Origin of the sequence: Cytobacillus sp. FSL K6-0265, assembly GCF_038003465.1 — a bacterium.
GTDB lineage: Bacteria > Bacillota > Bacilli > Bacillales > Cytobacillaceae > Cytobacillus > Cytobacillus stercorigallinarum.
Genome location: NZ_JBBOPE010000001.1, coordinates 4,068,996 through 4,095,995, shown reverse-complemented (window position 1 = coordinate 4,095,995; position 27,000 = coordinate 4,068,996). Strand labels below are relative to the sequence as shown.

Below are 27,000 nucleotides of genomic sequence, written 5' to 3'. Positions count from 1 at the left end.
ACTATGACAGTAAGATCAAATCACGCAATTCATCCGTAGATAATTCAGTTAACCAGGCTTCACTTTGAATAATTTGTTCATTAAGTGATTGCTTTTGATCAAGCATGAGGTCAATCTTCTCTTCTAATGTCCCAGTGCAGATTAATTTATGGACATGGACAAATCGTTTCTGTCCGATTCGATAAGCGCGGTCAGTCGCTTGATTTTCAACAGCAGGATTCCACCATCGGTCATAATGAATGACGTGGTTAGCAGCGGTAAGATTTAACCCTGTTCCACCAGCCTTTAAGGATAAAAGAAAGACCGGGAACTCCTTGTTTTGGAAACGTTCAATCATGATATCACGATTCCCTTTAGGCACACTGCCATTCAAAAAAGGGACTTCAAAGCCATATTTCTTCTCAAGCAGTTGCTGAATCATATGACCCATCTCGATGTATTGCGTAAACACTAAGCAGCTTTCTCCTTGCTCGTGAACAGCAGCAATTAATTCATCAAGTTTCTCTAATTTTGAGGAGCGGGAAATTAATGCATTACTTTCGACCTTTTCCTTTAAATAGAGAGCAGGATGATTACATAATTGCTTTAGACGACTAAGCAATTGTAAAATCAGTCCCTTTCTTTCAAAACCAGTTAGCTTTTCAATTTGCGCAAATGTGTCTTGCACCAATTGTTCATAAAGAGCAGCCTGTTCTGAAGTAAGTGGACAATATTCCTTCTGTTCGAGCTTATCAGGCAGATTTAACGCCACTTCCTCATCTTTTTTCGTTCTGCGTAAAAGGAAGGGACGAATATATGCTTGCAGTTGTTTGACTTTTTCCTCATCCCGGTCTTTTTCAATCGGAAGAACAAAGCGTTTATGAAAAGCACCTAGACTGCCAAGGTAACCATGGTTGGTAAAGTCAAAAATGGACCAAAGCTCAGAAAGGCGATTCTCCATTGGTGTTCCAGTCAAGGCAATATGATGTGTTCCTTGTAATTGCCTGACGGCTTGCGATTGCTTTGTTTGGGCATTTTTAATATTCTGTGCCTCATCAATACTAACAGAACTCCATTCGATTGCCTTTAGACTATCAATATCTAAATGAGTTAACCCATACGAAGTAAGCACAACATCTGCTTCCATCACTGCTTTTTCTAATACTTTTCCTTTGGCACGATAAGAACCGTAATGAAGATAAATATTCAAATCAGGGGCAAACTTTTCAAATTCCTTTTGCCAATTTCCTAAAACAGAAGTCGGACAGACAATAAGGGCAGGGTTTGTATGGTTCCCTTTCTCTTGCTCTTTTACAGCCAGTATATATGAAATTAATTGGATTGTTTTTCCAAGTCCCATATCATCAGCAAGGATGGCACCAAATTTAAAAGAACGTAAAAATAATAACCAGCTCATGCCGAGTTTTTGATAGGGCCGTAAGTCGCCTGCCAATCCAGCTGGAATAGGTTCAATGGGGATATCATGAATATTCCGTAGTTGATTAACCATTTTCCTCCACTGACGATTTAATTCTATTTGTACTTTGGCGAATGCCCGCTCACTTTGTGCTTGATCTTCATCATTTTCCCCACCAAGCAATTCTTGTTCGATTAAATCTCGCACATGAAGTCCTTCTTGCTCGGCCTTCTTCATTAAACTTTGAATATGTTTCACAAAATGGGGATCGAGCTTGATCCATCGGCCACGAATATATACAAGGCGGCGTTTTTCCTCAACCATTTGTCGAAATTCTTCTTCAGATAGTTCGACACCATTCATCGAGAAGCGCCAATCATAATCAAGCATAGCTTGTAATCCAACAAAGGATGGTCTGTGACTGCTTGATGCTTTTACCTTTGCCTTTACATTTATGCTTGCTTTTTTCATTGCTTGCCACCAAGAAGGAAGAAGGATTTCAACGTCAAGAGCAAGTAAGGTTTCACTCGCCTCAGTTAAGAATAACCATGCTTCTTCTTCTGTAAGTTGGGTGGCCAATTGTTGTTTCTTTCCTTCTAACCATGGAAACATCTGAAGAATACGGATGATTTCTTTGTCTACTTCACTCTCGTAGTCGAGCCAACCAGGAGGATAATTCCCTTCATCTTTGTAATCAACAAAGAGATCTGGATTTTCTCTTCCTCTTAAAAATACCGAAAGTGACCATGTTAGATCATCTTCTGCTGGCTCCTCCAGTTTAATTCCGAGTGAAAATGGTGTAGAAACTTCTTTGATCCCTATCCATTCCTGCCATTTTTCTTCATCAAAATACGCCGCTAATGCTTTTGCAGAGAGATGTTCGTTGCGTAAAGCGAGTAGCTTCTCTCCGAACGCCGCTTTCGCCTGCTTGTTTTTTTGTAAATAATGATCAAGGGCATGATGGAAAAGTTGTTGTATCATCGGTTTGATCGGTTCACCTAAAAGTGTCTGCTGCCAAAAATCAGGGTGAAATTCATTAATAACATCAGCTGGCAATGCCCAGCGAAAGTGGTCACTTTCCCAAGCATTGAAATCGGGCATCCATTGACGCTCATCGATGCAATCTTTGAGGATAGGAGCAGCAGCTAGTAAAATCTCTGCTGTTTCATCCCATTTCCAATGAATAAAACGATTAAACTGCTCGTTGGAAAATAATGTCACAATCTCCCAACTATCTAAAAGGAAGCCACTGATTCCATCGATGGTTTTTTCCTTTATCATCGTGCCAAAGAAGCTTTCACGATGAGAGTAAAAAAGCATGGGCTTCCAGTCAAGAGGAGGTATCGTTCTTTCCTTATCATCTTTAGCGAAGATGAAAAAGGCATCCGCTTTAAACCTATTTATTTGTATGGAGATCATCCTCGTTTTAAGCATGAATTAGTTTCCCTCTTTTACATTCTTCCTGAAAAGCGCGTAGTCGTTTTGTACTCTCTAACAGCTCCTCTAGGAATTGTTCCCATTCACTAGCCAATGATAACTCGTGATAAAGTGAACGGAGTTTTTGCATTTTCTTCACTGCTTGGCGGTATTGCTCACGACTTTTTAAATGGATATCGTGTTGGATTGCTTGATGGTATAAGGGGAGTAGCAATGTGGGTTCTGCTTTTTCAATACGCTCTAACCGCTCTGGTGAAATGTCAGTAAGGCGGACACTGAGCAGTGCTTGAAGATCAACCCATTTCTCCCATTGTTCATATTGATATAAGAAATCATCGTAATAATAAAAGCTATATGGTAAAGTTTCTGTTAAAACTTTTTCGTATAAGTCATTCCGTTTTGTCTGTTGGCAATAAGGTGTAATGACCTCTAAAACCATTTTTACGAGGTCTGAGCATTTATGAAAGTCATCTTCTTCCTCTAAGTATTTTTTTGCATAAGGAAGGAGTGTTTCGATATATTTTTCTGCCCGTTTCCATTCTTTTTGTGCATTTAGTTGATAAATCCAATAAAAGAAATAAGGAGTATAATCATAATCGCCTGAATCGATCAATTGAAACACATTTTGATCATCTTGTAGTAAAAAATGTAAATGGGCCATGCCGATCGTACATGATAGCGAGGCATCAGTATCATGTAGTGTACGTAATTTCTCTAACTCTTCTTCACGCCAACTCTTTTGTTTGAAAAATTGTGTCCAAAGTCTGCGATATAGTTGAATTCTTTCAAATTGAACAATCTCAGAACGGTGATCGATTAAGGCTGTTGCTTCATTTCTTAACCGTTCGATAAATGGATCAAAGGCAAATGGGACCGTTTGCTGAGAAAGTCTTTCCATCATGACAGAGGACTCTTCCATTAAGTCTTGGAAAAGGTGGAGATAATGGCGTTCTATCTCCTTTTCACTATGTTTACATTCAGTAGCAAATTGTTCGAGTAGCATAAATGTATGCATGCTACCAATTAATTGGTATAGCAATTTCCATTCTTTTTTTAAAGGGGCATAGGCATTTATTTTTCGTAAATAAATATAAAATAAATCAGAAACGACGTATGGCTTTGGATATTGTCCCGATTGATACATAATTTGCTGGAAATTCTCTGTAAAGGTACGAATCCAATTATCATAATCAGGTTGTTTTGTTGAATTCGTTGGAATAAGATCACGTGCACGCTTCAAGCCAAGGTCAGCTAAAGTCTTTCGTTCCTTAATCGGGGAACGCCAACTCTCTATCCAATTAGACACACTGTTATTTTTCGCTAGCAAATAAAAGAAAACCGCCATCATATGTCTACAAGTACCTTCCGCAGGACAAGAACAACGACTTCCATGATAATCTTCTATATGAAGGGACACTTGAACTCGGTTTACATCTAATACAGCTGCTGTGATGGAGTGTGACTCATAGCGAATCTGCTTCACGAGCCCTTGTCGGTATAGAATCAACCCTTTTTGCACAAGTGCTTGATCAACAGCTGCGTGTGCGTCTAGCTCTTCCTTCACTTTTCGCGCCATATCCTCTAACGGCTCTAAAAAACGCTCAGGAATCCCATTATCCATCGCCATCACTCCCATTCACATCAATTTTTTGTACCTTTTTAGCATTCCTCCATTATACCATTTTCTAGGCAAAGGTTGAAGTCGCGCACAGGGTGATGGAAAGAATGGCTTTCGTAAAAAAACAACCTTCATTGCAAATGAGAAAGTCGATTTCATAAACGGTATATTTGTGTAAAAAGAACGATAGATGACGAATCGTGTCGAACCTTGGCATAAAAGGGTTTTTCGTGCCTTAATGGTACCTTTAAACTATTCAAATATATGAATTTTCAGTTACAATATAGATAGACTAGAAATTTTTGGCTTGGGGGACATAGTATGAGTGAACGAGTACCTCTTTTCCGTGGATTGAAACAGCCGCAATTTGTCGCATATCAGTTGGGAAAAGAGGAGGAAGTTGTCGGTTTATGGAAACCGGTTGTTTGGCTTACTTTAGCGAGTATCATTATTGCAGGTATTTCAGCTTTTTTCGGTATAGGTAGTGAGTATGTTTCAAGGTCATTACCAGATTTAACGAGGAGTGGATATGAAGCCTATCAAACTCTTTTTGCTGCGGGACAGATAACATGGGGACTCATCTGGATATTATTAGCCATCTTTATCCCTTCACTCTTTTTTTGGACCATATTAGAAGTAGATTATCGCAAACTATTATTTGTGCAACTGATTATTTCAATGATATTTTTAATAGAAAAATTAGTTTTCATTCCTGTACATTTGTTTCTAGGAATCAGTGCTGAATCGAATATATTTTCACTAGGAATTATCGCCCAAACGTTTACTTCGATTGAGCTCATTATATTCTTACTAGCCAATATTACTTTATTCAAAGTATGGGCTATCATTCTTACATATAAGTATTACCTCCACTTATCTGAGCGGTCCCCACGTTTTATTATTTGGACTTTAATAGGTTTTTATTTATTTGTCGCAGTTATATCATCCTTACTTTCATACATTAAATTCGAAAATATTATTTAAGAAGGGGTTCTCTCATGAAGCTGAAATGGAAGCTTTTGATAGCAGCAGTGATTACATTGTTCATTGCTCTGAATATCACACTTATTTTTACAAGTGATAAAGAGATTAACCGCGTGAACTATATTTCAAAATGGACCGTTGCCAACGAACAGGATTTAATAGAAACGCTACCTGTTGCTGGTATGTTTATGCCAAAAGAAGAGCAGTTTTTCTACCATGATCAAGATAAAGGTAGTTTTCAAGGGTTTCTTGTGGAAAAAGGTCAGGCAGTAGAATCAGGGACAGCCGTACTTGAATATTCACCAGAAAATATTAATGAGACAAAGAGTGCGTTTCAAATGGAAATTGAACGTCTCAATCAGGAAGTGGCGAGTTTAGATCAGCATATTTCTCAGATGGAAAAGTTACTTGCCACATCAAACACAATGCCAGCTTCGTCAACAGGAAGAAGACAGCAATTGCAGACCCCAAATGATGATTCAATTATTGTACAAGTAGAGCCATTTGATAGTACAGCTTACATACAACAATCAATCGCTCGCGATATAGAGAATAAAGAATTGGATAAAAGTAAGTTGGAAAGTGAAATCGAGAAATACGAAGAAATGTTAACTGCAGCTGAATCAAGCATGATAGAACTCACTGCTGAAAGCATGATTTCAGGAACGGTAAAGGAATTGAAGCATACGCTTGAGAATCCTATTCTCACAATCATTTCTAACGAGAAAAAAATCGAAGGCGAATTAACAGAGGATGAAGTGCAACAAATCTTACCGGGCATGAAGGTTCTGGTCACTTTTGAAAATAGTAATAAACAAATAGAAGGAACCATTGATACCGTATCTGTATATCCCGAGGAAACTCCAGAGGTTGGTAAGGAGAATAGCTACTTGTATACGGTGCAATTAAGCGAGCCAGAAGATGGAACGAGCGTTTTTGGCCAGCATGTCAACGTGAAAATCGTTACCAATGAAGTCCAGGGAGCAACAACTGTTCCTGTAAAAACGATTAAGCACACAGATAAAAAACAAGTGAGTTATATCCTGGGGGCAGGAGGTTATGTTGAACGAAGACAGTTGGATACAGGGATGAAACTTGACCATACAGTAGAGGTTCAGAAGGGAGTAGAAGCAGGGGAAATTGTTGTACTCGATCGCCCGCTGTTAATCAAATCCAACCACCCGTTCATTACACCACTCTCGCCAACCAAAAACACAAAGGCCAGCTACGGGGACATGTCTGGAATGGACATCTTTAAAACAATCTCTAAGGGATTTTTATCAAGATAAGTGGAGGCACGGGCAATTGTTTGTTCGTGCTTTTTTTGTGGTATTGGCGGGTGTTGGCAAGATAATAAATAAGTAGAGAAATCAATCAGTTAGAAATAAGAAATAAAGCCAAGAGGGTAGGTAGGGATTGATTTAGGGGAATGGGAATGAGCACACACTATTAGTTGGAATTAGCAGGAAGTGTGGGCAAAGGGGGAGTGGCCTCTACAAGAGTGTAGGAAGAGAGCAGGAAGTGTGAGCAAACGAGGTGATGCCCACATAAGAGGGTGCGGAGTGACCAGGAAGTGTGGTCAAAGGGGGTAATGTCCACATAAGAGGGTGTGAAGTGACCAGGAAGTGTGGTCAAACGGGTAATGCCCCCACAAGAGTGTAGGAAGAGACCAGGAAGTGTGAGCAAAAAGGGTAATGCCCACATAAGAGGATGCGGAGTGAACATTAAGTGTGGGCAAAGGGGTAATGCCCCCACAAGAGTGTACGAAGAGAGCAGGAAGTGTGAGCAAAGAAAGAATACCCCCACAAGAGTGTACGAAGAGAGCAAGAAGTGTGGGCAAACAAGGAATACCCCCACAAGAGTGTACGAAGAGAACAGGAAGTGTGGGCAAACAAGGAATCCCCTCACAAGAGTGTACGAAGAGAGCAAGAAGTGTGGGCAAACAAGGAATCCCCCCACAAGAGTGTACGAAGAGAGCAAGAAGTGTGGGCAAACAGGAAATGCCCCCACAAGAGTGTACGAAGTGGTCAAAAAGTGTGGGCAAACAAGGAATACCCCCACAAGTGAATACAAAATGATTAAAAAGTGTGAGCGAACAAATTTTTAGTTTTCTCCCAATTTGTTAGAGTGAAGTGATTCATAATCATTGACTTTTAATCGGATGGTTGGTTGCTTCTCCTTTACTCTTTTCAGAGTCGCGACAATTAGGAAACTCACAATAACAAGTAAAAGCCATGAACTTACTTTTCCTAAATGGACCAAACTCCATGCTTCTGTTTGGTTTGGATATTGCCACGCTCCGAAGTAGGTAGCAATATTTTCAGCAATCCAAATAAAGAAGCCGATGAGTACAAACGAGAGGGCCAGTGGCATATGGTAAACTTTTTGGCCGACTTTATACGCTACCGAAGTCCTGAAAAATACAATGATTACAGCGGCGGCTAACCACCAACGTATATCAATCCAGAAATGATGAGTGAAAAAGTTTAAATAGATAGCGGCAGCAAGTGGCACTGTCAATATGTAAGGTGGCCATTTGATAAGCTTTACATCTAGTCTCCGCCAAGCCTGGCATAAAAAACTTGCTACACTTGCATACATAAATCCACTATACAATGGAACCCCAAAAACCTTAAAGTAAGCTTCCTCTGGATAAGCCCATGACCCCATATGTACTTTAAAGATCTCCAATGCCAACCCAATGATATGAAAAAGAGAAATGACCTTCAATTCATCTTTCGTTTCCAGTCCCGAACGAATCATTAACCACTGTGTTACTATACAAATGAGAAGGAGCCAATCGTATCTTGGTAATAGAGGGAGGGGGGTGATCTGTGTAATTGCTAATGATGCAAAAATAACAACTGGAAAAATACAAGATAACGCCTGTGACCAACCAAACCGTACGAGCTGTTGTATTGAAAAAAACATGACAGTATACCTCCGAATTTTATTAATGTTACTTTAACAGGTTATTTATTGTTTTTCAATAAAAAAATAATGATAAGAGTAAAATAATTATTCTTTTACTTTGTTTTTGTTTGGTTTGGTTCAGAATGATTCTACTAAAAGGAAGTGACTAATGGGAGGGAAAGCGAAAGAAAATCGTTATATGTACTTAAGTTTAGGTGTGTTATTAACTATTATTGGTATTTACTGCTCTTATGGAGATCTTGCTCGAGGGGAGTTTGTTGATTCTGTCATGATCTTGGCATTAGGTGTGAGTCAACTTTTCTTTGCGTATTTATCTCCGCATATTTTTCCTAGAGATGAACGAGCGAAAGCAATCATTGGCAAAGCAATGACTGCGAACTATTTTATTCTGTTTGTCGCTCTTTTGATATTATTCATACTTACTGGACAAGGGTCTTTAGGTATATGGCAATTGAGCGCGAGCCAAGTATTAATTGTTCTTTTCAGTATAATGGTTATCGCGATTCCTGCGACAATGGTGGTTTATTCGAGAATGATATAAAAAATAGAACACCTCACAGAACATTCTATTCCTTTGTTCTGTGGGTGTTAGAGATTTATCTTTCAATGGCTGACTCATTATGAGCGTTTGCTGTGTAATCATTGCTGTTTAAGCCGAGGAATGTCATCGCGTTCAACCCATGCATTTTTCTTCGTTCTTCATTTGATAGATGGTCAATTTGGTCAATCGCTTTCCCTGATGGTGTTTCCCGTAATAAAAAGGGGTAATCAGAGCCTGCGATGATTTGATCTGTTCCAAGTCGTTCAACCATTAAAGCCAAATTATCTTTGTCATAAACAAGGGCGTCATAGTAAAGCTTTTGAATGTAGGCGCTTGGTGGTTTTATTGTTTGACGTATATGCGGCCATACATGATACCCTTGGTCTAATCTAGGGATCAGATAAGGGAGAGAGCCTCCTCCATGGGCAAAGCAGATTTTTAAATTTGGATAACGGTCGAGCAGTCCACTCATAATAATACTACCCACAGCAAGTGCGGTTTCTGAAGGCATACCGACCATATACATCATTTGTTGCTTACGGAGGCGCTCCTTACCTAGAGTTTCCCAGGGATGAACAAATAAAGGTACACCAAGCTCATGGGCAGCAGCAAAAAAAGGTTCTAATGTTGGATCATCTAAGTTCCTACCATTCACATTTGTGCCAATTTCAATTCCTTTAAGATTCAACTCCAGATAGAGTCGTTTCATCTCTTTAATAGCAAGTTCAGTATCTTGAAGGGGGACAGTGCCAAGTCCAATAAATCTTTTAGGATGTTGTTTGACAAGAGAAGAGATAAAATCGTTTTGAAACTGTGCAAGTTCAAGACCTTTTTCAGGATCAGACCAATAGCTGAAGGTGACAGGAATGGGGGAAAGTACTTGGACATCAATGCCCTCCCGCTCCATATCTTCAATCCGCTTTTTGGCATCCCATGCTTGGTCGGTAATTTCTCGAAAGTTCTTCCCATTTACTAAGATGTTTGCCCCGCAGCTACAGGTTTTGTTCACAGTCGGCCAGCGTTCATCCCCGTATTTCTCCGCTAAGTTTAGAAAGTCTTCAGAAATAACGTGTGTATGGAAGTCAACCTTGAATAGATTATCCATTGATATGTGCACCTCTACTTTATTTTCCGAGTTTTGTACCATAAGTAAAATAGCTTTCAGGTGGCTTGCTGCCCCACATTTCTAGCCCTAATTCACCGACTTCAGAAGTCCATTGAATAGGCTCCCAATCAGGTGAAAAGATTAACATGCCGCCGGTCCAGATTTCTACACGATGTCCGGATGGTTCAAAAACATAAATAAATTGTGCTCCACTCGTGCCGTGTTTTCCTGGGCCCCATTCGATTTTTACACCGTTCTCTGCCATAATATTTGCAGCACGGATGAGTTCATCAGGGGAGTCTAAATAATAGGCAAGGTGATGAAACTTAGCCCCATTTTGATTGGCATTTCTCATAAATGCAACTTCATGAGCGATATTAGTACGACTTAACCATGATCCGAGACGGACATCAGCTGCATTTTCAATATAATAACGGTGGTGAATACCTAAAAATTGTGTCCACCATTCTTGTTCTTTTTTGACATCATCGACCATAATATTGACGTGATCAAACCTACGAGGAGAAACACCGTAAGAGCGATATTTACTTGGATGACTTGGTAGTTGTGATTGGACAACCGGATCATCAGTGACAAATAATTCTTTCTCCCAGTAAAGTTCTATAGGTACGCCAGCCGGTGAATGAAAATGAATTGCATCACCTAGAGCCTTTTTTGTTCCACCTTCTACCCATTGAAATGCGACATTCATTTCCTTCAACACTTTTTCAAAAAGGTATAGTGATTCCTTCGCGCTTACACGCCAGCCAACACGGTTCACTTCTGATGTCTGTCCTTCATGTAAAATGAGCGTATGGTGATCGTAATCTTGCCAAGCTCTTAAATATGCACAATTTTCTGTTTGTTCAGTGAGGGCCAATCCCATGATTTCAGTAAAAAACCATAAAGATTCTTCAAAACGGTTTACAGTAATTTCGACATGACCGAGATGAGCGACGGTTTTAAGATATGCCTCTAATCTTTCTTGTGCTTCGTCTTTATTAATGATTTCTTGGATTGTTTTTGCCATTTGATTTCCTCCCTGTATAAAAAATTATAAAATAAGGCTGATTTTTCCTTGTGGTCTAAGACTATCTAGTTGGAGAACGACTTTTTTTTGTTCGATCATCAGCTGGTTGTCGATTTCTTTTAAGCTAAAACTAGCTGTGCCAAGAAAGGTATCGACTACTTCTCTTTTTGTACGGTAAGTAGTGAAGTTACACTCAGCATGAATCGTGTGATCGTCTGCTCGATTAAGCATAATATTGTGGTAGTTTCTTAATGTTGTAGAGTGAGGATATTCAACATGTGCCTCTTTTTTTAGTAGCCTTTTGGCACGTTCTTCTAGTCTTGCACGGTCATCATAAATATAGAACATGGAAGTTAATGGGTTTGCTTCTGGTTCTCCGATGGGAGGGATGATATAGGTGCCGTTTTCAGAAAATAGATTAGCCCATTCTTGTAGCTTCCACTGATCAAGTAATTTAGCCTCATGATATAAAAAGTCAATCACTTCATGCTTTAAATCACTTTTCACAATCATTAGAAGGTAGCCTCCTTTTCCATTAAGGCGGATGAAATAATCTTGTTGTATTGTCGCCAAAAGCTTCTCATTTGTAGTTCATCGGTCGCTAATACGTGATCTTCACCACGAACCATTCCTTTAGAAATGTCATTCCACTCCACTTCATAGTTATTTGTATAAGCTTCCTGACAAAGTTCTAATGCTTCATTATCATCTGGTGTAGCAAAACCACCTGGACCGAGGAATTCTAGAAAATTATTATTTCTAGCAAGGCGATGGTTATCTTTTTCACCTACTGGGGCTAAAGAATACCCTGATACTTCAAGGTAACCAGGTGATACTGGATAAAAGGTCCTTGCAGTAATGGCCATAATGTCATTAATCACAAGGTTAGGGAAGATGATAATATTCCGATTGTAGCTGGCAATTCTTTCAGCACGATCTTCGCCGAAACGTTCGACTAATCGCTTTTTCATTTCTTCCATATCTTGCTTTAATTCTTCACTCCAAATCGCTGTCCATTGGGCAACTGGTCTTCCCCAAGGTGCGACATATTCCATTACTGCATGCCCATTTCCTAAATCTTTTCCTTTCCCCTCTAGTTTGACTTTCCGAATCTCTGGATCTTGTGCGTGCTTAATATCGAAATAGGTTTTATGTGTGGGCATACCATGATAAAGATCAACACTGTTCTCAGCTAGCAGCTTCCAGTTTGCCCGCACACTATATTGCTGGATACCACCCAATACTTCTAGCCCCAATTCTGATTGATCGACAGCTAAATCGATATACTCTTTTGCACCAGCTAAATATTCATCTAATGACATCGCGTTTACGTCGAAATTGACAAAGATAAAGCCACGGTAGCTTTCAATACGTTGAACCGCTTTCATATCTTTCGACGCGCAATCATTGAAGTCTTCAGGGAAGCCATCTCTTCCAGGCATACCGGTTAACTTGCCATCGTTTTTAAAGCTCCATGCATGATAAAAACAGCGAAATACACGAGAATTTCCTTCGTTCTCCCTACAAACCAGTGCGCCGCGATGTGGGCAAGTGTTATATAATGCACGGATTTCACCGTCATGGCTATGAACTAAAAGTAAGTTGCGCCCACCAACCTTTTTCCTTTTATAGTCCCCTGGTTTTGAGACCTCTGTTTCATGACCAATGAATAACCAACACTTGTTGAAGATTTCTGCCCGTTCATGGGCAAGAATCTCTTTATCTGTAAAAACACTGCGATGGACAAGAAACTCATTTTTCTCTATATCATCTTTCACAATCTCTCTCATAGCGGTTGACCTCCTCTTCATTAATTTAGAGCATATTGCTACCACCATTCACACTGATGACTTGACCCGTAATAAAGGAGGCCCCTTTTGTTGAAACATACCAGACGGCGTCTGCTACTTCCTCCTTGTGGGCAGCTCTTCCTTTAGGGATGATTTCGATATATTTATTTACTAATGCAGCGTCTCGCTCGCGAATACGGTCTAAACCCTCACAATCGACTGCAGGCGGAGCGATGGTATTAACGGTAATATCATGTTCGGAAAACTCCCGCGCGAGCCCCGTTGTTAAGGCGTGTACGCCACCTTTTGCTGCGTTATAAGCGGCGTGGTCCCATAGACCATTTCGAACGGAATCGGCCCCAATATTGATAATTCTCCCGTATTTTTGCTGGACCATATGAGGTAACACTTTATAGCAACACCATAGTGTGGTCCATAAGTTTCTATTGATCGTCGCTTTCAATGTTTTTGGTGTTTGTTCCAAGAAAGGAAGAATCACACCACCGCCAGCGTTATTGACGAGAATATCGATTTTTCCCCATTGATCCAATGTGTATTGCACAAGTTCATCTACATTTTCTTCAATACTTAAATCACCTGTGAACGATTGCGCATCTCCGTTTGTTAACGCTTTCAATTCTCTAGCAGTTTTTTCAGTATCATCATCTTCTGTTCCGCATATCAGAACTTTTGCGCCAGAAGATAAGAGTTTGTGAGCGATTTCTTTTCCAATCCCTCGAGCGGATCCTGTAACGATGGCCACATTGCCCTGTAATGTTTCACTTAACCGTATATCAGTTATCATTTCCCTTTATCCCCCCAATCCATTTCAACTATATCTATAGTATAAATAGTGTTTTTTATAGACTCCAATTGAATATTTCTTAGTTTTCTATAAATTTAAAAAATTATTTTATATAATGTTTACTTGTTGCTTATAGAAGAACAAATCATTATTTTTTTGTAAAAATTTCATATATAATTAAACAAAATGGAAATGTAAACCTTTACATTTTTGGTTATCTCTAAAAATGGAAATGGAAAAAGGAGGCGTTCCTGTTGAATGAGTATCAACTATTGACCTTTCTTACCATTGCTGATTTGCAAAGTTTTTCTAAAGCGGCAAAATATTTGAATGTGACTCAACCTACTGTTACCTCGAGAATAAAAGTGTTAGAGGAAATAGTAGATTGTGAGCTTTTTCAACGGATTGGTCATGAGGTAGTGCTGACGAGTGAAGGGGAATTGTTTAAAGACTATGCACAAAAAATACTCCTTTATATGAATCAATCAAAAGAAATAAGCAATATGACGAGAGCGCCTGTGATTAGAGTAGGTTTTTCGCCTGGGTATTGTTATTCTTTTATTGTTGAGCTTCTAAAGACGATTAAGTCGATTGGGAATATTGATATTCAAGTGATTGAGGGATATGATTCTGTTGATATAAATGAACGTTTATTAGCAGGAGAGGTAGACCTTATTTTTTCCCGTGATTTAATAGCTGGAAATGAGGATATAGAGTCTGAATTTCTTTTTCAAAATGAACTCGTCGTGTTATTACCAAGCGGTCATCCATTGAATCATTATCCTCAATTAGAACTCGAGCATCTTAATCATGAAACTGTCATTAGTTTTAGGCGGAGATCTAATTTGTGGAAATTAATTGATGAGAAATTATTAGCTGTTAAGGGACTTACACGTATTGATGTAGATAATAATGAGATGCTGTTAAAGGCCGTTGCCAATAACATTGGTATTGGGGTGATTCCGAAATTAGGCATCAATCATCCTGACAGTAAAAATATTAGTATTCGTAAAATTGATGCTCTCACTTCCATTTCTAATTCTGTTTACGTTCAATATCGTAATTCCCCACATATGAATAATCTAGCCAAAAAAATTACTTATGCAGTTATTGCCCATAAATATGCTCAGATATAATAGTAGTGAAGAAAATAAATAGCTAATGATTCAGAGGAGTAAAGAAAAAAGCTGCTTAAATTTACCTATTATTCTGTAAATTAAAGCAGCCAAATGTTTCCTATTTTAAATCGGAAGTATTTTCGATCCTGCTAGCCTCTTAATTTTTGTATGCTTTCTCCCCCAATGGACCAGTGGGTTTTCGGTGTTTCTTGAATAATGACGCGGATATTCTCCTTTGGGGCAGAGATGGATTGGCTAATGGTTTCGGTGACAGCGGTCATTAGCTTTTCGATATCACTTTCTTCTCTACCTTCTATAAGTTGAATGGTTACTATCGGCATGATGCTTCCTCCTTTTATTAAGGTGTGACTGAAAATGAGAGATGACCCAGTTGGCCGAAATCAACTTCGACAAGATCGCCTGCGTGGAGCATAATAGCTTCGGTCATTCCGCCTGTTAAAATGGGCTCGTTCGCTTTAACTGCCTTGCCTTTTTTAAATAACATTTGAGCGAGTCTTGCTATTGATTCAGCTGGGTGGCCGAGGACGGCGGCACCGGTACCAAACGCTTTTACTTCACCATTTATTTTGATTGATGCCCCTAGAACATCGAGTGCGAGGCTATTCGGATCACTCATCTTATAGCCGAATATCGCACCTGCGGCAGAAGTATTATCGGCAATAACATCAGGTAGTGTGAAGTTAAAATTCTCATATCGGCTATCAATCACTTCTACGGCAGGGAAAACGTATTTGGTCGCGTTTAATACCTCTTCAACTGTGATGTCATCCCCGTATAAATCTTTTTTTAATATAAAACCAATCTCTGGTTCAATTTTTGGATGAATGTAATCAGCCATAGAGATTTGCTCATCTTCTTCAATGACCATACGATCGAACACAAACCCATATATTGGATTATCGACGTTCATTTGTTTCATTTTCGCTTTACTCGTAATACCCATCTTCGGACCAATTATTCGTAATCCTTCATTTTTCTTATCAAGGATTAATTGTTCTTGTATAAGGTACGCTTCATCAATGGTGAGTGACGGATAAAGGTTGGATGTAATCTTGGTAATTTCCCGTTTTTCTTTTTCTGCTTGATGAACATAATCTGCCAGTTTTTTCACTTGCGTCATTTCCATCATTAAACACCTACTTTCTGTTATTCAAAGTGAACGCTCACTTCGCCCAGCTCGGAAAATTTTGCTTTGTATGCATCTCTAGGTTGTGCGGCGGTAGCGCCTGAGAGTGCACCAGATAAAATGATTTCCCCCGCTTTAAGTGACAGGTTATACTGCGCCAATTTATTGGCAAGCCAGGCCACGCATTTAGCAGGGTGATTTAAGGCTGCGATTCCAACGCCTGTATTAACTATTTCATTATTTTTATATAAAGTAACGGCAATTTGGCGAAGGTCGATGCCCGTTAACCGAATAGGTTGATCACCTAATACATAAAGACCTGAGGAAGCATTATCTGCTATTGTATCAGCGAGCGTAATCTGCCAATTCTTGATGCGACTATCGATAATCTCTAGGGCAGGGAAGATGTATTCGGTTGCTTGAATAACTTCAAATGCTGTGATACCAGGTCCTTTTAAATCATTTGATAATTTAAAAGCAATTTCTGCTTCAACTTTTGGCTGAAGCACCTGCTCCTTTTGAATAGAAGCGCCATTTGGTAAATACATAGCGTCAAAAAGGTGGCCATAATCAGGTTCATTAACGCCTAGTTGTGTTTGCATCGCTTTGGAGGTTAAACCGATTTTTTTACCTGTTACAATTTTCCCTTGTTTTAATGCGTTTTCGACATGTAATAATTGTACTTGATAGGCTTGATCAACAGAGAGGGTTGGTGCTATTTCTGATAAAGGGGATACCGTTTTATTTTGTTCATAAGCACTGTTTAGATGGTGATACAACTTTTTCACATTGATAATCGTATCTAATGACATCTTAAACCCTCCTACATCTTTAATGTGATATTGGTTAGCTCCGAGTAGAAGTCAAAACTGTGAATGCCACCTTCTCGACCAATACCGCTATGTTTCATACCGCCAAAAGGGGTACGTAAATCTCTTAAGAACCAAGTGTTTACCCAGACGATGCCAGCTTCAATTTGGGCGCTTACTCTTGTCGCTCTTTTTATATTTGTTGTCCAAAGACTTGCACTTAACCCATAATGAGTGTCATTCACTTGTGCTAAAACCTCTTCTTCTGTATTAAATGGAATGACTGTAACGACAGGCCCAAAAATTTCCTCACGAACACAACGTGAGTCTTTTCCTAAGCCGGTAATAATGGTAGGGTTGATAAAATAACCTTTATCCAATCCTTCCGTTTTTGACCCGCCAATCTCAAATCGTCCGCCTTCTTGTTGAGCAATATCAAGGTAATTTAACACTTTTTCGTAATGTTCCTTACTAACTAATGCCCCTACAAATGTACTATCATCAAAAGGATCGCCAACTTTTAGTGTTTTTGTTTTTTCGACAAATCGGTTAACAAACTCATCATAAATCGGTCTTTCAACGTAGATTCTAGAGCCACATAAACATACTTCGCCTTGATTAATGAAACTGGAGCGAATGGTTGTTTCGATCACCTCATCTAAATCGGCATCAGCAAAAATAATATTCGGATTTTTGCCTCCGAGTTCAAAGGATAATTTTTTCAAAGTAGGAGCAGCTGCTTGCATAATAGTGCTACCGGTAATTGTTTCTCCAGTGAAGGCAATCGCGTCCACATCTGGATGAGAGGTGAGCGCAGCCCCTGTTTCTCCCATACCGTGTACAAGGTTTACAACACCATCAGGGACACCAGCTTGTTTACATATTTCAACTAAAATAGTTGCCGTCATTGGTGTCACTTCAGATGGTTTCATAACGACCGTGTTGCCTGCAGCTAAGGCCGGAGCCAATTTCCAAGTCATTAAAAACAATGGCAAGTTCCATGGGTTGATAAGACCGATGACACCTACTGGGCGGCGAATGGCATAGTGAATGGCAACATCATCTTGCTGAAATGCTTCTGTTCCTATAGAAGTCATATAGTCTGCGAAGAAATGAAAATTGTTGGCAGCGCGGTCAATATCGACTTTTTTTGATAACCAAAGGGGTTTGCCAGTATCAAGTGTTTCAAGTGTGGCTAGTTCCTCTTTTCTTTCTAGAATTATGTCACCGATTTTCCGAATGGTTTGCGAGCGTTCCTTTAGCGGCATCTTTCCCCATTCGCCTTTCAGTGCTAGACGAGCAGCCTGTACGGCTTGATTGATTTCCTCTTGACCACCAAGGGCAACTGAGCCAAGGTTTTCTTCTGTAGCAGGGTTTATATTGGCAAATGTTTCACGACTGGCAGATTGAAGATATTTACCATCGATAAAATGCGCACAATCTATTGAGGCTTTCGTTAATGTAGACATTTCTTTTCCCTCCATTTGCTAAATTTGAGTTCATTATAATGAAAGAAAAAAGAACAGCAAACCTTCTAGTTCTTCTATACGGAACAAATAGATTGATTTTTTAATATTTTTAGATAAATATTATAATAAAGGACAATTATAGTTCCTTTATATTAAACATGAGGAGGGGAAGAAGGGTGAAAACAAAGACGACATCACGACTTTCTTCTGTTCAAAATGCTTTAAGGATATTAAAAAGTTTTTCTACATATCAGCCCGTTCAGAAGGTAAGTGAATTAGCTGTAGAATTAGGTTTAGCGAAAAGCACAGTTAGTCGGTTGGTGGCAACGTTAGTAAGTGAAGGCTTTTTAATAAAAGATGATGATTCTAGAGGTTATCGCCTTGGTTTATCTGTATTGACGTTGGGGGGGATTGTAACAAATAATTTAGAAATCTATAAAGAAGCGGCACCGGTATTAAATAAGCTAGTGAATAATACCGGTGAAACTGCTCACTTAGCGATACTAGATGGAATAGATACTATCTACATTCATAAAGAGGAGTGCCATCATCCAGTAAGAATACTTACACATATTGGCCGTAAGAATCCATCTTATTGTACAAGTACGGGTAAGGTATTACTTGCATTTAATGATGATTATCTCGTTGAAGAAATAATTAAGCAAGGATTACGTAGTTTTACTTCTAACACCATTACAGATCCTATTCTCTTAAAAAGTGAGCTCGATCAAGTAAGAAAACAAAACTACGCTCTCAGTACAGAGGAATTAACAGAAGGAACAAAGTCGATTGCAGCGCCTATTCGTGATCATAGGGGGAAAGTCGTTTGTGCAGTAAATATTGTTGGTCCAATTCAAAGGATGAATGATTACCACATTCCTGAAATGGCGAAACGAGTCATTGAAGCCGGTAATGAAGCATCAAAGCGACTCGGATATGATGAACGCTATTTTAAAAAGCTCCGATTTTGATGGTAGAAGTCTTTAAGTGAATGGGCAGGGTACACGGTAGAATCTTGTTAGATTACTAAGGAAGTTCGGCATGATCGCATGAATTGTGAGACCAGAAGAAATGAGAGGAAGTCTGCTTCGCTTCTCCGATATAAAAGTTTTTTTCATATTCATCATCAAATGATTGAACCGTATGAAGAGTACGACCGTATATATAGTAATAAAAAGGGAGACAAAGATGACAAGCATGGTTAATTACTGGTTTTAATACGATGTCAGAGAGTGAGAAAGAAAAATATGATCAGGTCGCCTTATGTAGATTTATGAGCAAAATCATGTATGGTATTTGTTTAAATTGGCTATGAGTGATGTGATAACCATGTCATGGCTTTTTATCATAGGCATCGTCCAATTGTAGCCACACTGCTCTTTGCCCTTGTTTATGTAAACACAGGAGGTCGTTTTAAGAAATGAAACTTTTTTCCATTTAAAACGTAAAGATATTATTAGAACTTTTCCAAGGGGGATGGCGATGTTTCACGATATTAATGAGCGTTTAGCTATAGCGAAGGATAATCAAAGAAAGAAACAAAAATACGAAATGCATATAGAACGTCTGACAGAACACTTACGAGAAGAGGGTCTGAAGAAGGAACAATTACAAATTCAGTTAGAAAAAGAAAAAGAAGATGTGAAAAAACTAGAAGGATTTAGTTTAACAAATATTTTCTATACGATTACAGGACAGAAACTCGAGAAGTTAGATAAAGAACAACAAGAGGTATTGGCTGCCAAATTGAAATATACTGAAGCTATTGAAGCGATAGATGATATGAATGCAGAACTTATCGAATATAAAAGGAAGTGGCAAGAAGTAGCCGATGCAGATGTGCAATATAAGTCATTATTAAAAGAAAAAGAACGAATGATTCATTTTCATGATGAGATGGGAAGTAAGCGATTATTTGATTTGGCAAATGAAGAAGCGGAAGTGCACGCAAATTTAAAAGAGTTTGAAGAAGCGATTGAAGTGGGTGGTAGGACTGTAAGAGCATTTGATCAAGCTTTAGATTCACTCTCTTCGTCAAAAAGTTGGTCCACTTTTGATATGTTCGGAGGCGGAGCCCTTTCTACTGCGATGAAGCATAGCCATTTAGATCAAGCAAAATCAGCTATTCATAATGCCCAACGGTTGTTAAGACAGTTCCAAGAAGAGCTGTTGGATATCGACAATCACTTTTCCTCGGAACATGAGATTGGTAACCTGTTAACATTTGCTGATTATTTCTTTGACGGTATTATTGTTGATTGGGTCGTTCATGGAAAAATCAATGATAGCTATGACGAAACAGAGAAAACAAAAAGAAAAGTGCAGACCGTGCTTCATCAAATTAGAGGTGAAAAAGATGTCATGCAGGATAAACTACAAGAAATAGAGAAACAGCGTATGCAAATATTTGAGAGGTAGCATTCGTTAGCTAGTATTATCGGTCTCTTCTATTATGTTTTTGCACATATATGGCACTTGTTTGGTTGGCATATTGACCAACAATACTAGCGATACTTATGAATAAGCCTCCAACAAAAAAACCGACAAGATAATATCCGATAAAGAAGAGTACAAAAGAGGAAACAAGTGAGGCAATCATAATTAAGATAATAGCAATTTTGAATTTTTCTTTCATCCGTATTTCACTCCTTATGGCTATTAGGTAAAGAGTATAAAAATGAAGGTTGATACCAAACTAATAGGAAATCAATAGGAGAAAGGACAAGAGTGGATGATTTCCTTAGTTATTACAATAGGTCGACTACTTTCGGCAATATATCGAGCAATGAAGGAACCCGTATTTAAATCGCTATTAACTACGCTGCTATTTATTCTTCTTTCTGGTACGATGTTTTATCGACAAATAGAGGGATGGAGTTGGATCGACTCTTTTTATTATGCCTTTGTCAGTCTCATTCCTTCCAGTGTGAATACAGGGCTAGTGCCAGACACAACAATAAGTAAATGTTTTACCATTCTCTACTTAGTCGTAGGTGTAGGAGTTATGTTGATGCTATTAGTAACAATTGGACGAGCTGTCATCAAATTCGAAAAAAGGGAAGAACAAAAACGGTAGAAATAAGCATGGTGTACTTAGTTAGCTGTTGTAATCCCTTCCTGTTTCATTTCTTTCCACTCTTTATATATGTTGATGGAGGCAATGATGCTTGAAAACCAGAAGAGATAACCATCAAAAGAAAAGCCGATTTGCGATGTCCCCCCTAGAAAAGTAAATAGACTCATTAAAAAGATCATATAAAGAAAGGAAACGATTTGCCCTTTCAGACTGTATGCCTGTTTGTCCAGATAACCCTTCCCAATGAGGGTGCCAATTAACAAAAAGAGTAAGATGCCTTGTGGTATGGTCTCTGCTACGATACTTTTAGGAAAATAATCAGCAAAGAAAAGCACAGTGAATAATATTAGAATCAGACTATTTAATACAGTTATCCATTTCATTTCTTCATCCCTCAATATGAATTAAGACCAGGCTGGATTCCATACAACTTCCCAAAGGTGTCCATCCGGATCTTGAAAATATCCAGCATATCCGCCCCAGAAAGTCTCATGTGCATCCTTTGTAATCGTCGCACCTGCGTCTTTTGCACGCTGCATGATTGTATTTACTTCTTCCTTACTACTTACATTGTGACCAAGTGAACATTCTGTGGCACTAGCTGGTCCTTGCTGAATTTGAGCATCATGAGCCAAATCCTCGCGTTTCCACAACGCCATTTTCAAACCTGGTTGCAAATCAAAAAAAGCAACAGCACCATGTTCATATTCTGTACCAGCAATTCCGTCTGTCGGAAATCCAAGTCCATGATGATAAAAATAAACGGCCTTCTCTAAATCATCGACTCCTAGCGTAATCACGGTGATTTGCGGTTTCATGCGCATCACATCCTCTGTTAAAATAAAAGTAAGATTTTTCTTAATTGTACTAAAAATGGATGGAGGAAACAATAAAAGAAATACTTTTAATCTATTGGAAAAGAGGAAGCGAAAATGGATATATTTGTTGCAATTATAGTGTTTATCATAATCTTTTTTACGATTGAACGGGGATTGAATAAATTATTAGGTGTGAAACGTGTTCATTTAAGGGACACAGAGGGTAGTAAGGCGCATACATGGAGTAGATTTATTATTGTTATTCTCCTTTTTTGTTTTATTCCCTTGATGGTTCAACTAGATACGCTTTCATTAATTTGGTTCTGGATTATTTATCTCAGCTTAAGCATCGGTTCTCAAGCAATTCTCGAATGGAAGTATATTCAGTCAAAGCAGTATGTAACAACGATTGCGCTCTGGATATTCGGAGTTGGAAGTTTGTTTTGGATTCGGTATTATTTTGGGGGATAAATAAATTCATGCCAAAGCTGTGTAAAATTCATTAGAAACAAACCAAAGGTTAGCCATTTAAACAAAAACATTCGCTACCAACAAACAAGGAGAACTTGCAGATTAGTAGCGAACGAATCGTCTTTATATCACACCAATGACTACAGCAGTCAGAACGAGCACGATACTTAGTCCCCAAAGCCAGAAGAGTGAATAGCGTAAATGTTTACCCATCTCAAGGCCAGCAAGACCTAAGGCAAGCCAAACAGCTGGAGCCAGTGGACTGACAAAGGTACCAACAATATTACCAATAATCATAGCATAAGCCGTTGATAGAGAGGCGACTCCATACGTGGCTGCAATTTGATCAACTACTGGTAATAAAGCAAAGTAATACGCATCTGTACTCAACACTAGATCAAATGGAACACCAAATATACCAACGATAATATGGACAAATGGGCCAATAAAGGCAGGTAAAATACTAGCTACATCCTCAGCAATGGCTGTTAACATACCGGTTCCATTGAGGACACCTAAAAATAGACCTGCTGCTATGATAATAGATGCCATTGTCATAGCTCCTGGTGCATGTGCTTTAATTCTCGCCATTTGTTCATCGACTGTTCTAAAGTTGATGGGTAAGACGATACTGACCCCAATTAAAAAGGCTAGTCCTGCAGGGATAATACCAGAAACGAGTGTGCCAAGAACGAGTAGGGCTAATATTGCATTTACCCAAATGAGTTTTGGTCGAGCGAGGGGGTTAGCAGCTCCTTTTTCTGCTTCTTGCTCTCGAAAGTCTTCTGATACTTCAATAGCAGCAGCGGCTTCTAAAGAACCATACATTTTCGTGATTCGTTTCTTCTCTCTTACACCCATATAAATCGCCAGTACAAGCATTAATAAAAGGCCAATTAATTGGATTGGAATAAGGGGTTTCCATAGCTCCGTTACATCCATTTCTAACACTGACGCTGTTCTGCCTAAAGGCCCTGCCCAAGGAATCATATTAACAATACCAGCACTTCCGCCAATTAAAAGAAGCAATAAATATGGATTCATTTTTAGACGTTTATATAGAGGTAATAAGGCAGGGATAGTTAATAGAAAAGTTGATGCACCAGAGCCGTCTAAGTGAGCAACTGTTGCGACTAATACCGTTCCGACCGTGACAGCAATAATATTACCATTTGAAAAGGAAACTAGCTTATTAATTAATGGATCAAATAGGCCAACATCTTGTAATATACCAAAGAAAATAATTGCAAACATAAACATGACTGCGACGCTAATAACAGAACTTATACCGCTTTCAAAAAATCCCCCAACTTCAGCAAAACTATACCCTGCAAGCATAGCGCCGATAATTGGTGGGATCACCATCGCAACAATCGGACTGACTTTTCCACTAATCAGTAAAGCGACAATAATTATAATTGTAATAATACCTATTAAACTTAAACTCAATTTCTTCCTTCCCCCTCTTCGGTCATTCATAGATGAATGCGTTTTCAAATATCATAAAAATAAGATTAGTATGAAAATAACACGAGGAGGAAAAAGAAAGAATATTTTGTTCATAATCTGAATATTATTCTTTCTTCTCTATTTTGTTCATAAGTTTCATGAACAGATTACGTACTTTCTTTGTGGGCGACCGACACTACCATAAATGAGTCTCGTCTCTACACGATTCATAGATACGAGATATTCTAAATATCTACGAGAGGTTGAGCGACTTATACCAGTTTGCTCACTTAGTTCAACTGCTGTTAAACCTTCTTCTACGAACCCTTCAAATAAGTGTAAAATCTTTTCTAGCGTAATCGAGTCAATGCCTTTTGGGAGTATTTGCTCTTCTTCCGCATGGGTAGGGTTAATATGAAATACGTTTGTTAATTCATCTACTTGTTCTTGGTTTAATTGCTCATCTGCCCATAATTGCCTAAAACGCTCATAGCGACTTAAACTTTGAAGGAGTCTGTCCATACTAACGGGTTTCACTACATAATCAAATACCCCTGCTCTTAATGCGGTTTTAACGGAATGGGCTTGTTTTTCTGCACTAATTATAATGATATCAATAGATGTATAAAGGGATCGTATTTTCCAAAGTAATGACATACCCTCCACATCAGGAATATATATATCTAGAAAAATAACATCAATTTCATGAGCATTCTTTTCTAAATAAAGGAGTGCATCCGCAGCGCTGCGAGCAACCGCTTTAACGGAGAATTGATGATTTTGCTCAATATAGCTTTTGTTAATATCTGCAACTCTGAAATCATCTTCAATAATTAATACGCGGTATTTTTCCATCCTTACTCTTCTCCCTTCTTTGGTAAAATAATGACAAAACTTGTTCCGCTGTTTTCCCCACTTTCAACAAGAATCTCGCCGTCTACATCGTTAATCATTTTTTTAGAAATAGCTAAGCCTATCCCACGATAGTCGCCTTCTTTCATCGTAAATCCTTGATCAAAGATTTTCTCTAGCAACTTGTCTTCAATACCATTACCTGAATCTTGAACCTCGAAAACATAATCATTTCCGATATCTGTAAAATAAATGCTAACTTCGCGCATCCCATTTTTTTTGCCTTTTACGGCTTCCAAGGCATTTTCAATAATATTTCCGAAAGCGGTTAATATAGCATTCTGTCTTTCTATCGAAAATGAAATCATCATTCTACTTTCTTCTTGGATAGTCATCTCGATGCCCCACTCATTTGCCTGATTGTACTTACCTTGTAGTAATGCTTGCAATAGGGGGTCAGCAATCCTTTTCGTTAAGAAGTTTAAGCGCGTCATTTGCGTTTGATCTTCCTTACGTATAAAGGACATCGCTTTTTGCGTTTCATTATTTTGTAATAGTCCAAGAATGATGTGCATTTTGTTAGAAAATTCATGGGTAAATGCCCTTTGCGCATGAGCATATTGCTTAATTCGACTCAGTTCTTTGACTACGCCTTCTAGCTCTGTTTTTTTCCTAAAGGTACAAACGGCCCCGGACTGTTCTCCTTGAAGGGAGACACCGTTTAGAAGAATAATCGTATCACCTAATATCAATTCTTGATCACGAATACTTCCTGTTATTTGCAGGGGGATGGGTAATAACACACGAATATCGCGCCCTATAAATTCGCTTTCTTCGGCATCTGTTCCGATGATTTCTCTCGCATTTTTATTAACGGCAGTGATGTGTCCTAAATGATCAACAGCGATCATCCCTTCATGTGTGGACTGAAGAATCGCTTTATTTTGATAATATAATTGAGAAATCTGCTCCGGTTCCATATGAAATAGTATTCGTTTGATATAGTTAGTAATTAAAACGGCCCCAGCCACACCTAATAAAATGGCTATTACGAGTGCGATGAATAATGGTTTGCTTTTATCTTGAATGATTTCCTGAATATTGCCATTGAGAAAACCAACAGAAACGACACCAATGACTACGCCGTCCTTTTTAATCGGTACTTTACCCCGAATGGATAATCCCAATGTGCCCTCTTTTTTCGATTGATAAGATTCACCGTTCAAAATCGCCCGTTTATTATCGCCGCCAACCATTTTCTCCCCAATAAAGTCAGGATTAGGGTGAGAGTATCTAATGCCATCTCTATTGCCAACAACAATAAACTCAGCTCCTGATGCCTCTTGAATGGGTGTAACGATATCCTGAATAGTAGAAGCGGGATTACTCAGCTGAAAGGCATCCTGAATTTCAGGTATATTGGCTATTGTATGTGCTAAGCTTAACGCTTTTTGTCCTGTTTGTTCTTCTACCATATCGGAGAGGTAGCGAAATAAATAAATAGTAAAAATCAAAAATACAAGCAAAATGAGTAAGCTAATTAAAGCAATCATTTTTCCTTTTAAGCCAAAGTTTTTCCACTTCATCTGCTCCGCCCCTACTAAATTTGTAATAGTGAAAATAATGATAGTATAACATGAGATCGGCTGTACTTTAACAAATAGAAAGCGCCCGAAAATGGACCTCGGGGCGCCTTTTATTTATTATCAATTTCCTTCACAACATCTTCAAGCGTCACATGTAAAAGAACCTTTTCCATGGCCAGTTGCGCTGAGATAAAAATTGGTTCTATCGTCTGTTGAATATTTTTCCCAACAAAACAATCAGGGTTCGGGTGGTCATGGATACTGAATAATTCATTTTCCGATACGACTTCAACGGCTTGATAGACGTCAAGTAAAGTAATTTCTGCTAAGCCTTTTTTAAGTTTAGCGCCAGCCTTCCCAGGATGAACTTCAACGAGATCGGCTTTTTTCAGCATCCCGATAATTTTGCGAATGAGAGCTGGATTTGTATTAACACTACCTGCAATCGTTTCAGAGGTATTAATCTCTTTATTTAATTCAAGTAATGTTAATATATGAATTCCCACAGCAAATCGACTGCTTATGGTCATGTTTATCACCTTTCTTTAAAAGGAAGAATCATAGT

General features: G+C 38.7%; 29 protein-coding genes. 10 read left to right on the top strand and 19 right to left on the bottom strand.

The window, feature by feature from the left end; all coding sequences use genetic code 11:
- Position 1: 1 nt before the first annotated feature.
- Positions 2-2,830, bottom strand: a complete 2,829-nt coding sequence (locus tag MHH73_RS20725) for a DEAD/DEAH box helicase (RefSeq protein WP_191816161.1) — start codon at positions 2,828-2,830, stop codon at positions 2-4.
- Positions 2,823-4,454, bottom strand: coding sequence for an SWIM zinc finger family protein (locus MHH73_RS20720; RefSeq protein ID WP_191816158.1), 1,632 nt, complete (start codon positions 4,452-4,454; stop codon positions 2,823-2,825). Before MHH73_RS20720 ends, MHH73_RS20725 begins: the two co-directional genes overlap by 8 nt.
- A 318-nt stretch (positions 4,455-4,772) precedes the next feature.
- On the opposite strand from MHH73_RS20720, the gene MHH73_RS20715 reads away from it, so the two are divergent.
- The 3 genes from MHH73_RS20715 (at position 4,773) to MHH73_RS20705 (ending at position 7,542) form a co-directional block, all read left to right on the top strand.
- Complete coding sequence (locus MHH73_RS20715; protein ID WP_341069174.1) at positions 4,773-5,435, top strand: hypothetical protein; 663 nt, start codon at positions 4,773-4,775, stop codon at positions 5,433-5,435.
- 14 nt (positions 5,436-5,449) lie between these two features.
- The gene (locus MHH73_RS20710; RefSeq protein WP_341069171.1) at positions 5,450-6,724 is read left to right on the top strand and encodes an efflux RND transporter periplasmic adaptor subunit; all 1,275 of its coding nucleotides are present in this window, start codon (positions 5,450-5,452) and stop codon (positions 6,722-6,724) included.
- A gap of 428 nt (positions 6,725-7,152) precedes the next feature.
- Positions 7,153-7,542, top strand: a complete 390-nt coding sequence (locus tag MHH73_RS20705; RefSeq protein ID WP_341069168.1) for a hypothetical protein — start codon at positions 7,153-7,155, stop codon at positions 7,540-7,542.
- On the opposite strand, the gene MHH73_RS20700 is transcribed toward MHH73_RS20705, so the two are convergent.
- Positions 7,539-8,366 (bottom strand): DUF817 domain-containing protein, encoded by an 828-nt coding sequence (locus tag MHH73_RS20700; RefSeq protein ID WP_191816152.1) that lies wholly within the window; start codon positions 8,364-8,366, stop codon positions 7,539-7,541. The genes MHH73_RS20705 and MHH73_RS20700 overlap by 4 nt on opposite strands.
- Before the next feature lie 151 nt (positions 8,367-8,517).
- Here MHH73_RS20700 and MHH73_RS20695 point away from each other — a divergent pair, with 151 nt between their 5' ends.
- The gene (locus MHH73_RS20695; RefSeq protein WP_191816150.1) at positions 8,518-8,910 is read left to right on the top strand and encodes a hypothetical protein; all 393 of its coding nucleotides are present in this window, start codon (positions 8,518-8,520) and stop codon (positions 8,908-8,910) included.
- Between the two features lie 55 nt (positions 8,911-8,965).
- Here the strand turns inward: MHH73_RS20695 and MHH73_RS20690 are convergent, their stop codons facing one another.
- Genes MHH73_RS20690 through MHH73_RS20670 form a run of 5 tightly spaced genes read right to left on the bottom strand, consistent with a single transcriptional unit; the run spans position 8,966 to position 13,640 of the window.
- Entirely contained in the window at positions 8,966-10,015 is a 1,050-nt protein-coding gene (locus tag MHH73_RS20690; protein WP_191816148.1) for an amidohydrolase family protein, read from the bottom strand.
- Between the two features lie 19 nt (positions 10,016-10,034).
- Positions 10,035-11,045: a VOC family protein gene (locus MHH73_RS20685; RefSeq protein ID WP_191816146.1), complete on the bottom strand. Its 1,011-nt coding sequence runs from the start codon at positions 11,043-11,045 to the stop codon at positions 10,035-10,037.
- Positions 11,046-11,069: 24 nt separating this feature from the next.
- Positions 11,070-11,558: an aromatic-ring-hydroxylating dioxygenase subunit beta gene (locus tag MHH73_RS20680; RefSeq protein ID WP_191816144.1), complete on the bottom strand. Its 489-nt coding sequence runs from the start codon at positions 11,556-11,558 to the stop codon at positions 11,070-11,072.
- Positions 11,558-12,835 carry an aromatic ring-hydroxylating oxygenase subunit alpha gene (locus tag MHH73_RS20675; protein WP_191816142.1) on the bottom strand — a complete coding sequence of 426 codons (1,278 nt, stop codon included), beginning with the start codon at positions 12,833-12,835 and terminating at the stop codon, positions 11,558-11,560. Before MHH73_RS20675 ends, MHH73_RS20680 begins: the two co-directional genes overlap by 1 nt.
- Before the next feature lie 25 nt (positions 12,836-12,860).
- Entirely contained in the window at positions 12,861-13,640 is a 780-nt protein-coding gene (locus MHH73_RS20670) for an SDR family NAD(P)-dependent oxidoreductase (RefSeq protein ID WP_191816140.1), read from the bottom strand.
- Between the two features lie 254 nt (positions 13,641-13,894).
- Here MHH73_RS20670 and MHH73_RS20665 point away from each other — a divergent pair, with 254 nt between their 5' ends.
- On the top strand, positions 13,895-14,776 hold the full coding sequence (locus MHH73_RS20665) for a LysR family transcriptional regulator (protein WP_191816138.1): 882 nt from the start codon (positions 13,895-13,897) through the stop codon (positions 14,774-14,776).
- A gap of 131 nt (positions 14,777-14,907) precedes the next feature.
- Here the strand turns inward: MHH73_RS20665 and MHH73_RS20660 are convergent, their stop codons facing one another.
- The 4 genes from MHH73_RS20660 to MHH73_RS20645 are packed head-to-tail and all read right to left on the bottom strand — an operon-like array spanning position 14,908 to position 18,183.
- Positions 14,908-15,099: a 4-oxalocrotonate tautomerase gene (locus MHH73_RS20660; protein WP_191816136.1), complete on the bottom strand. Its 192-nt coding sequence runs from the start codon at positions 15,097-15,099 to the stop codon at positions 14,908-14,910.
- A 17-nt stretch (positions 15,100-15,116) separates the two neighbouring features.
- Positions 15,117-15,905: a 2-keto-4-pentenoate hydratase gene (locus tag MHH73_RS20655; protein WP_191816134.1), complete on the bottom strand. Its 789-nt coding sequence runs from the start codon at positions 15,903-15,905 to the stop codon at positions 15,117-15,119.
- A 20-nt stretch (positions 15,906-15,925) separates the two neighbouring features.
- Positions 15,926-16,717 carry a 2-keto-4-pentenoate hydratase gene (locus MHH73_RS20650; protein ID WP_191816132.1) on the bottom strand — a complete coding sequence of 264 codons (792 nt, stop codon included), beginning with the start codon at positions 16,715-16,717 and terminating at the stop codon, positions 15,926-15,928.
- A gap of 11 nt (positions 16,718-16,728) precedes the next feature.
- A complete protein-coding gene (locus tag MHH73_RS20645; RefSeq protein WP_404826109.1) occupies positions 16,729-18,183 on the bottom strand; it encodes an aldehyde dehydrogenase in 1,455 nt (484 codons plus the stop codon).
- Between the two features lie 176 nt (positions 18,184-18,359).
- Between MHH73_RS20645 and MHH73_RS20640 the strand changes: the two genes are divergently transcribed.
- From MHH73_RS20640 to MHH73_RS20635, 3 genes are all read left to right on the top strand, one after another.
- Positions 18,360-19,154, top strand: coding sequence for an IclR family transcriptional regulator (locus MHH73_RS20640; protein ID WP_318245508.1), 795 nt, complete (start codon positions 18,360-18,362; stop codon positions 19,152-19,154).
- A gap of 233 nt (positions 19,155-19,387) precedes the next feature.
- Complete coding sequence (locus MHH73_RS22520) at positions 19,388-19,498, top strand: DUF3784 domain-containing protein (RefSeq protein WP_404826110.1); 111 nt, start codon at positions 19,388-19,390, stop codon at positions 19,496-19,498.
- Positions 19,499-19,665: 167 nt separating this feature from the next.
- Complete coding sequence (locus tag MHH73_RS20635; protein WP_191816124.1) at positions 19,666-20,601, top strand: hypothetical protein; 936 nt, start codon at positions 19,666-19,668, stop codon at positions 20,599-20,601.
- Between the two features lie 16 nt (positions 20,602-20,617).
- Here MHH73_RS20635 and MHH73_RS20630 read toward each other — a convergent pair whose 3' ends face one another.
- Positions 20,618-20,818 carry a hypothetical protein gene (locus MHH73_RS20630; RefSeq protein ID WP_191816122.1) on the bottom strand — a complete coding sequence of 67 codons (201 nt, stop codon included), beginning with the start codon at positions 20,816-20,818 and terminating at the stop codon, positions 20,618-20,620.
- 96 nt (positions 20,819-20,914) lie between these two features.
- Here MHH73_RS20630 and MHH73_RS20625 point away from each other — a divergent pair, with 96 nt between their 5' ends.
- Complete coding sequence (locus tag MHH73_RS20625; protein ID WP_191816120.1) at positions 20,915-21,259, top strand: potassium channel family protein; 345 nt, start codon at positions 20,915-20,917, stop codon at positions 21,257-21,259.
- Between the two features lie 17 nt (positions 21,260-21,276).
- Here the strand turns inward: MHH73_RS20625 and MHH73_RS20620 are convergent, their stop codons facing one another.
- Both MHH73_RS20620 and MHH73_RS20615 read right to left on the bottom strand, forming a co-directional pair.
- Entirely contained in the window at positions 21,277-21,642 is a 366-nt protein-coding gene (locus MHH73_RS20620; RefSeq protein ID WP_191816118.1) for a hypothetical protein, read from the bottom strand.
- A 21-nt stretch (positions 21,643-21,663) separates the two neighbouring features.
- Positions 21,664-22,077: a VOC family protein gene (locus tag MHH73_RS20615; RefSeq protein WP_191816116.1), complete on the bottom strand. Its 414-nt coding sequence runs from the start codon at positions 22,075-22,077 to the stop codon at positions 21,664-21,666.
- Between the two features lie 114 nt (positions 22,078-22,191).
- On the opposite strand from MHH73_RS20615, the gene MHH73_RS20610 reads away from it, so the two are divergent.
- A complete protein-coding gene (locus MHH73_RS20610) occupies positions 22,192-22,548 on the top strand; it encodes a DUF4181 domain-containing protein (protein WP_191816114.1) in 357 nt (118 codons plus the stop codon).
- A gap of 123 nt (positions 22,549-22,671) precedes the next feature.
- Here MHH73_RS20610 and MHH73_RS20605 read toward each other — a convergent pair whose 3' ends face one another.
- From MHH73_RS20605 to MHH73_RS20590, 4 genes are all read right to left on the bottom strand, one after another.
- Complete coding sequence (locus MHH73_RS20605; RefSeq protein ID WP_225230704.1) at positions 22,672-23,997, bottom strand: CitMHS family transporter; 1,326 nt, start codon at positions 23,995-23,997, stop codon at positions 22,672-22,674.
- Between the two features lie 156 nt (positions 23,998-24,153).
- A complete protein-coding gene (locus MHH73_RS20600) occupies positions 24,154-24,852 on the bottom strand; it encodes a response regulator (protein ID WP_225230703.1) in 699 nt (232 codons plus the stop codon).
- A 2-nt stretch (positions 24,853-24,854) separates the two neighbouring features.
- Positions 24,855-26,435, bottom strand: a complete 1,581-nt coding sequence (locus MHH73_RS20595) for an ATP-binding protein (RefSeq protein WP_191816110.1) — start codon at positions 26,433-26,435, stop codon at positions 24,855-24,857.
- A gap of 110 nt (positions 26,436-26,545) precedes the next feature.
- A complete protein-coding gene (locus MHH73_RS20590) occupies positions 26,546-26,965 on the bottom strand; it encodes an Rrf2 family transcriptional regulator (RefSeq protein ID WP_191816108.1) in 420 nt (139 codons plus the stop codon).
- Between the last annotated feature and the right edge of the window lie 35 nt (positions 26,966-27,000).